This is a genomic window from Emticicia soli (genome assembly GCF_037860775.1).
GTDB classification, from domain to species: domain Bacteria; phylum Bacteroidota; class Bacteroidia; order Cytophagales; family Spirosomataceae; genus Emticicia; species Emticicia soli.
The window spans coordinates 247,062-254,886 of sequence record NZ_JBBEWC010000011.1; the positions used below are offsets into that span (position 1 = coordinate 247,062).

A 7,825-nucleotide genomic window follows, 5' to 3' on the forward strand; every position below is an offset into this window, starting at 1 on the left:
ATGCCTACTCAAGATACACTTCAATTTTTAAAAAATCTGGAAGAAAACAATAACAGAGAATGGTTTCAGGCACACCGACAAGACTATGAAACAGCAAAGGCATCGTTCGAAAAGCTTTGTCATGAGATTCTATTTGGTCTGGCCAAAGTACAGGACGACCTCGTGAACACCCGAGTAAAAGATTGCATTTTCAGAATCAATCGTGATATACGATTCTCCAAGGATAAATCGCCTTATAAAAAATTCTTTTCTGCGGCTTTTGGGCCTGGTGGCAGGCAATCAGGTAGAATCGATTTCTTTTTGCAAATTCAACCCGATAATCAATCAACATTAGGAGGTGGTATGTGGGAACCAACCTCAACACATCTGGCATCTTTCCGGCAAGAAATAGATTATAATCCTGCACATTTGAAAGGTATCATTGAAAAAGAGGAGTTCAGGAATTATTACCCTTATATCTCAGGCGATAAGGTAAAATTGATGCCAAAGGGTTATACTGCCGACCACCCAGATATTGAACTTTTAAAATACAAGCAATTATTCTTTTATCATAAATTCACAGATAAAGAGGTGATTGCCAGAGATTTTGCGCAGCAGGTAATCGAAGGCTGTGTTATTCTTAAACCCTACCTCGACTACCTGAACGAGCTTTTTTATGACAATGTGTAATGTTACACAATACTGTCCAGAATAATTTCACAAGCTTGCCTGATTTCTTCTTCAGTAATGATTAATGGCGGAGCTATACGCATTGAGTTATCACAATACAAAAACCAATCAGTGATCACGCCTTTGCTTATGGCTTTGTCAATGATTGCCTTTAGGGTGTCGAAATCCTCAAACTCTACGGCCATCATCAAGCCTTTGTGGCGTATTTCTTTTATTGCAGGGTGCACCAATAATTCTCTGAAAAGACTCGCTTTCTTTTCTACTTCAGCCAGCAAATTATCGTCATGAATTGTGTTAAGTGTTGCCAAAGATGCGGCACAACTTACCGGATGCCCTCCAAAGGTAGTTATATGCCCCAAGATAGGATTATCTTTAAAAACAGCCATAATCTGCTGCGGAGCAATAAATGCACCGATGGGCATTCCGCCGCCCATGCCTTTGGCACAGAGTAAAATATCAGGCACTACATCATATTGTTCGAATGCCCAGAATGAGCCTGTACGCCCAAAGCCTGACTGCACTTCGTCGAAGATTAATAAAGTACCAACTTCATTACAACGTTTTCTTAATTCTTTAAGATAAACTTCATCCGCCGGACGAACACCAGACTCCCCTCCTACAGGTTCGAAAATCACCGCCGCAGTTTGGGTGGTGATTTTCTCCAAGTCAATTAACTGATTCCTTTCAATCTTTGTAATAGCGGGTAATAAGGGCCTGAAATTACGCCTGAAATGCTCTTCTCCTAAAGACAATGCACCCTGTGTAGAGCCGTGATATGAACGATTACACGAAACTATTTCGGTGCGCCCCGTAAAACGTTTAGCGAGTTTCATGGCTCCCTCTACTGCCTCAGTACCTGAATTAGTAAAATATACATTATCTAAAACATATCCGGTTGCTGTTCGGTAATTTGCTAAAGTTTTTGCCAGTGCCTGCGCAAGCAATACTTGTGGTTGTTGAACATACTCACCATACACCATTAGGTGCATATATTTATCAACTTGTGTTTTTATTGCATTTACTACATTTGGGTGGCGATGCCCCACATTACTCACCCCTATACCGGAAATCAAATCCATGTATTTTACACCATTTTTCCCGTACAAGTAGATGCCTTCTGCTTTTTCGATTTCAAGTGCCAGCGGAAAATCTGAGGTTTGGGCTACATTCTGTAAGAAAACTTCTCGATGGGTCATATTAATAAACGTCTATTGATTATTTCTGATGCAAATTTGAGATAAAAAAAACTCGCAAGCAAAGCTCGCGAGTTTTACGTACTAACCTATTATTTATGAGTAGATATTTACTCCTGTTCCATAAATTCTTACACAACCCCAATCAGCGATATTTGTTTAAACAAATCTGCCTAAAAACAAAAGATTTCGCTGACTTCTTAACTTCCAGTAAAGAGTATTGCTCTTATTAAACTGACTCTTTTCTTTACTCACTATGTGTAAGAATAACTTTATCTTTAAAATTTACAATATAAAGACGTAACTCTGTTTGAAAGAGATGCACAAATTTACAAATAGATGTACCTTAAGTAAAATACATTCGACAAAACACCCGATTTTTGCGACTTTTATTTACCACCTATCCTACGCATAAGTTCTTCTGAGAACTGCTCACTAACAGGTATTTGATGTGCTCCGATGCTTATTTTTAGATTTCTGATAGATTCAATTTTATTGAGCGATACAATAAATGACTTATGAACACGCATAAATGGCAAAGCCGATAACTTTTCTTCTATGCCTTTCATGGTCATACGAGTAATAACCGGACGGCTCTGAGTAGCCAGATAAATCTTGATGTAATCTTTCAGCCCCTCGATATATAAAATATCATTATAACGGATTTTAACCAAAGAATACTCGGCATTCACAAAGAAATGTTCTTCTAACAAAAGCTGTGCCGGTGCCTGTTGTGGAGTATTTTTTAATTGATGCAATTCGTGCGCCCGATTACAAGCTTTAAGGAAACGCTCAAAAGAAACGGGTTTCAGAAGATAATCGATTACATTTAGCTCAAAGCCTTCGAGCGCATACTGCTCATAGGCGGTTATAAATATAACCATTGGGTTTGTAACCAAGCTCTTCAGAAACTGAACGCCCGTAATACCCGGCATCTGAATATCTAAAAATAGTAAATCTATATTCCGAGACTCTGCCTTTTCTTTCTGGATCAACTGTATAGCTTCAAAGGCATTTCTACAACGGCCAACAAGCTCAAGGTATGGCACCTGTTTGATATTATCTTCTAATAAATCTAACGCAAGTGGTTCATCATCAATGGCTATACAACGCATATTATTTCTTGATTTTGGGATTTTTGACGAATAATTTGGTGCAAGAAACGAAAGTTTCGCTAAGAAATCTAACACAAGCCTGAGAAATTAAAAAGGAGTATTTACATTTTAAATGTATCTAATACAGCAATCTCAGTATATTATTAAGCAACTTGTCTTAAATTAAGTTTCAGCTCAGTTGTATAAAAATTATCTTTCTGTTGCACTTTTAAGGAATGTTGTTCAGGATATAAAAGTTCTAAACGTCTTTTGACGTTTGTGAGCCCAATACCCGAAGCTCCATCTTTTATCTCTTGAACATCGTTACTAAATTTATTGGTTACTATAAACAACAACTGGTTTTCGATAGTCTGTAACTCAACTCTGATAATAGGTTTTTCTATCATGCCAACGCCGTGTTTAAAAGCATTTTCTACAAATGGTATCAAAAGCATGGGCTCAATATTCTTGCTGAATGTAGGGACTTTTACATTAAAATCAATATCTACATAATCGCCGAAACGAAGTTTTTGCAAATCAATGTAATTTTGAAGGTATTTTACTTCGTTATCGAGCGAAATCTGTTTATCGTCTTTTTCGTAAAGCATATAGCGTAATAAATCTGACATCTTGAGTAAAACAGGCTCTACAAGGTTAGACTTTTTACGGTTCAGGGCCACTAGGCTATTCAATAAATTAAACATAAAGTGCGGTGAAATCTGCGAACGTAAAAAAGAAAGTTCTGATTTCAGTCTTTCGTGCTCATTGTCTCGTTTTGTACTCTGCTGTTTCTGATAATCGGTAAAGAAACTATACGATGCACTTATACCAAATATATATAAATACTGAATAAAACTATTGATATAAAACAAGGTCTGATTTATATCATTACCTACAAAGTTTATACGTGCTGAATAACGCCCTACAAGTAAAATAGCAATTACAAGAATCAATAGTATAAAATAACGGATGGGTTTTTGTTTATATACTTTCGGAAAAAGATATTCTGAATGGAGATAAAATAAAAGAATAGATGAAAACGATACATAAGCCCAATAGTAAGGGTTTGTGTACGGATTTGTCTGTGGCTTAGAGGTATCTCGCTGAATAGCATTCAACACAGGTAAAGCCGTATAGCCCAACCACATAATAATATGAAGAAAAATATATAGATACCTGTTTTTAAACATTTTTATTAGTTTTCACTACAATGTTATAACTATTTTCTAAAAAATTTATCTTTTTAAGATAAAGGATAGGTGTAACAAGACCATCGTAATAATTTCATAGACTTGCTATTAGGGTATTAATTCAGAAAAAGAAATCGTTTAAACATACTACAACACCTAAAAAAAACGTACACTTTTAGTTAGTTTTAATTATACAACTTTATTTGGTGCTAACAAATCAGTCATTATCCTCTACACGAAGCACCAATAAGCCAGCTATAATCATTGATACACCACCTAAAACAATGGTATGTAGTGTATTGGCATTGAATATTTTCATGGTGAAAAAACCAAGAATAGTGGCCGCAACTATTTGGGGGATTACAATAAAGAAATTAAACACACCCATATAATAACCCATCTTTTTGGCTGGCAAAGCTCCTGAAAGAATAGCGTAAGGCATTGATAAAATGCTGGCCCATGCAACACCCACCAGCGCCATTGATAGCACAATTAATTGTGGATTTGTAACAAAAGAAATAGAAATGAGGCCAATTCCGCCTATAATAAGGCAAATCATGTGCGTTATCTTACGGTTTGTTCGCATGGCTATCAACGGAATAATAAAAGCAAATAATGCCGCTACCCCGTTTCGTACACTCGAGCATACATTTAGCCAATCAGCCCCATCGTTGTATTCTTGTTTTACTCTTTGCAGATCGGCTACTTCGGCAGCACTTAAGATATTTTCTTTATTTTCTTCAAAATAATTGGCCAGATTAATAGAAATAGTTACCGGATTCTGATTGGCTCTATACTCGTGTATTTCGTTTATATCAGCCTGCAAAGATTTAAAAATCTTACTGTCTTTGGCCGACAGGTCTGACGACTGTAGTTTGCTTTGTAATGCGGCCTCCATCTTTAAGACCAAGGCCTTATCTACACTCATATTATATTTAGTGCTGGTTACAGCATTGGTACTGTAAATCCACATAGCAAATAAACCGAACCAAGTAAAAAACTGTACAAATGCCAGTTGTGCCATCGTTTTAGGCATTTTAAAAATTCCGACAAAGGTTTCTTTAAAACCATCTAAAAACCCGGCGTTCTTCACTTCTTTTTTAAATTCCTCTATGTCTTCAGGCGGAAATTCATCTGTTGTAAATACTGTATAAAATACTGCAACCAGAAATGCAATTCCTCCCAGATAAAAGCTATATTTCACTGAATCAGGAATTTCGCCAGCAGGTGCTGTATTGCTGAAATTAAACCAGTTTGTAAAAATCCAGGGCAATAAAGCAGCAATAACCGAGCCCACACCAATAAAGAAGCTCTGCATGGCAAAGCCTGTGGTTCTTTGCTGTGAACTAAGTTTATCGCCAACAAATGCACGGAATGGCTCCATTGAAACATTAATAGAGGCATCAAGAATCCAGAGCATTCCGCCAGCTACCCATAATACCGAGGAGTTGGGCATTACGAAAAGGGCTAGTGTAGCCAGAATTGCGCCAACAAAGAAAAACGGACGCCTCCGACCCCAATATGGGTGCCAAGTGCGGTCGCTTAGGTAACCAATTATCGGTTGAACTATTAAACCTGTTACAGGGGCGGCTATCCAGAGCAAAGGTATTTCGTCTTTATTCGCGCCGAGAGTTTCAAAAATACGGCTCACGTTTGAGTTCTGCAGTTCGAACCCAAACTGAATACCGAAGAATCCGAAACTCATGTTCCAGATTTGCCAGAACGAAAGCAGAGGTTTGTCTTTATTGACATTTGGTGTCATTATTATAGGGTTTACAGGTTAAAGTATTTCAGGTGAGATTGGTTTTTACTCTATCTCAAAAATCAAGACGCTGTTTTTAGGTATATCAAGTTTTACTTTCTCTGAATTCGGTTCTTCAAGTACCAGTTTATTTCCAAAAGTACCTTTATATTTTCGTTTTGAAGTTGGGTCGAGTCCCATCATTTCCCAGGCGCCTTTTGGAATATTGATAGATGTTGAATATGAATTTTCTAAGTCAAAGTTGCAAATAAACAACATTTTTTGTTTTTCAGTGAAGCGTAGATAAGTAAATATTTTCTGGTCGTTATAATTAGGCGATTGACCATGATTATTTAAATACTGTAAATCAAAAAATTGTCCGTTTTTTACAGCATCACTTGTATTTACAAATTTGAGTAAATCGGCGTAAAATTTACGTATTTTCTTTTGTTCGGGCGTTAGTTTACCTCCATCATATTTATGGTTATTTACCCAGTTCTGAAATTCGGGTACGCCCCAGTAGTCAAATATTGTAGTACGGCCATCGTCTCCGCTAAAACCCTCTGCTCTATCTGGTGTTACGCCCAGCTCCTGTCCAAAATACAGCATTACCGGGCCGGTGTGCAAGGTTGCACTTAACACCATTGACGGAACGGCTTTGAAGGCATCGCCAGCAAAGAATTTTGAACATATCCGATGCTCGTCATGGTTTTCAAGAAATCGAATCATGTGCTGTGCAAAATTACCCGATTCATTTTGCCAAACTCTGGTAATATCATTGGCATCACCTGCCCCTTGCATCAGGCGTCTTAAGGCATCATATAGCCCAACTTTATCGTAGAGATAATCAAACTTACCTTCATTGATATAAGACCAATAAGCTGCCGGATTGTAGATTTCGGCAATAAAAATTATTTCGGGATTTACTTTTTTCACTTCCGGTATCACCCAACCCCAAAACTCTTTAGGAACCATTTCGGCCATATCACACCTGAAACCATCAACGCCTTTAGATGCCCAGAATAAAAGAATGTCTTTCATTTTTAGCCAGGTATTAGGCACAGGATCAAAATGAGTTGTTCGATTTTCGAGGTAATCAACGCCATAGTTAAGTTTTACGGTTTCAAACCAATCGTTAATACTTGGGTTAGGCATAAAAACATCGTTGCCTGTTGCTTTGGCAGGGCTCTCAATATACGGCTCTGTAACTTTTATAGGAGGGTTTACTCCATGAGGCACTACAAAATCTTGCCCTACTACGTAATAAAAATTGTTATTAACTGCAAAATTTTTCGTTTTATCGTCATCTTCGCCAAAATCACGTACACCATTTGGTTTTACATCAGAATGATAGTTACGTGCAACATGGTTTGGTACAAAATCTATTATCACCTTCAAATCATTTTTGTGGTTCCGTTGTACCAAAGCTTCAAATTCCTTCATTCGGTTCTTGACGTTTACCGCCAGGTCGGGGTCAACATCATAGTAATCCTTAACAGCATAAGGCGAGCCGGCAATACCTTTTACAACCAACGGATTATCTTTTGGTGAGCCATACTTTGAATAATCGGTCATGGTAGCGTGTTCTATAATGCCTGTGTACCAAACGTGCGACACACCAAATTTTCTGAGTGCTTGCAGTGCAGCATAGTTAATATCGTTGAATTTGCCGCTACCATTTTCTTTAATAGTGCCATTAAACTTATTGGTTGCATTGGTGTTTCCGAATAATCGTGTATAAACCTGATATACTACTAGTTTATCTGTGTGTTTTTCAATCTTAGTTTTTTCTTTGGTCATTTTTTTAGGGGTTTGTGCCATTGCCCAATAACAGGAAAACATCAGAGCAAAGCAAATTTTCTTATACATCTTATTTAGGACTTTCGCTTTTGCGAAAGAGTTTAAAAATAGTTAAGTTAGCCTCATGCTAACGAAAAA

The 7,825-nt window shown here is 37.3% G+C and carries 6 protein-coding genes; 1 reads left to right on the plus strand and 5 read right to left on the minus strand.

Annotated elements, in window-relative coordinates; genetic code table 11:
- A complete protein-coding gene (locus tag WAE64_RS18755; protein WP_340239148.1) occupies positions 1-669 on the plus strand; it encodes a DUF2461 domain-containing protein in 669 nt (222 codons plus the stop codon).
- Between the two features lie 2 nt (positions 670-671).
- On the opposite strand, the gene WAE64_RS18760 is transcribed toward WAE64_RS18755, so the two are convergent.
- From WAE64_RS18760 to WAE64_RS18780, 5 genes are all read right to left on the minus strand, one after another.
- Positions 672-1,865 carry an aspartate aminotransferase family protein gene (locus WAE64_RS18760; RefSeq protein WP_340239150.1) on the minus strand — a complete coding sequence of 398 codons (1,194 nt, stop codon included), beginning with the start codon at positions 1,863-1,865 and terminating at the stop codon, positions 672-674.
- A gap of 386 nt (positions 1,866-2,251) precedes the next feature.
- Positions 2,252-2,977 (minus strand): LytR/AlgR family response regulator transcription factor, encoded by a 726-nt coding sequence (locus WAE64_RS18765; RefSeq protein ID WP_340239151.1) that lies wholly within the window; start codon positions 2,975-2,977, stop codon positions 2,252-2,254.
- Positions 2,978-3,120: 143 nt separating this feature from the next.
- Complete coding sequence (locus WAE64_RS18770) at positions 3,121-4,146, minus strand: sensor histidine kinase (protein WP_340239152.1); 1,026 nt, start codon at positions 4,144-4,146, stop codon at positions 3,121-3,123.
- Positions 4,147-4,363: 217 nt separating this feature from the next.
- Positions 4,364-5,908: an MFS transporter gene (locus tag WAE64_RS18775; protein WP_340239153.1), complete on the minus strand. Its 1,545-nt coding sequence runs from the start codon at positions 5,906-5,908 to the stop codon at positions 4,364-4,366.
- A 45-nt stretch (positions 5,909-5,953) separates the two neighbouring features.
- The gene (locus WAE64_RS18780; RefSeq protein ID WP_340239154.1) at positions 5,954-7,687 is read right to left on the minus strand and encodes an alpha-amylase family glycosyl hydrolase; all 1,734 of its coding nucleotides are present in this window, start codon (positions 7,685-7,687) and stop codon (positions 5,954-5,956) included.
- Positions 7,688-7,825 lie beyond the last annotated feature (138 nt).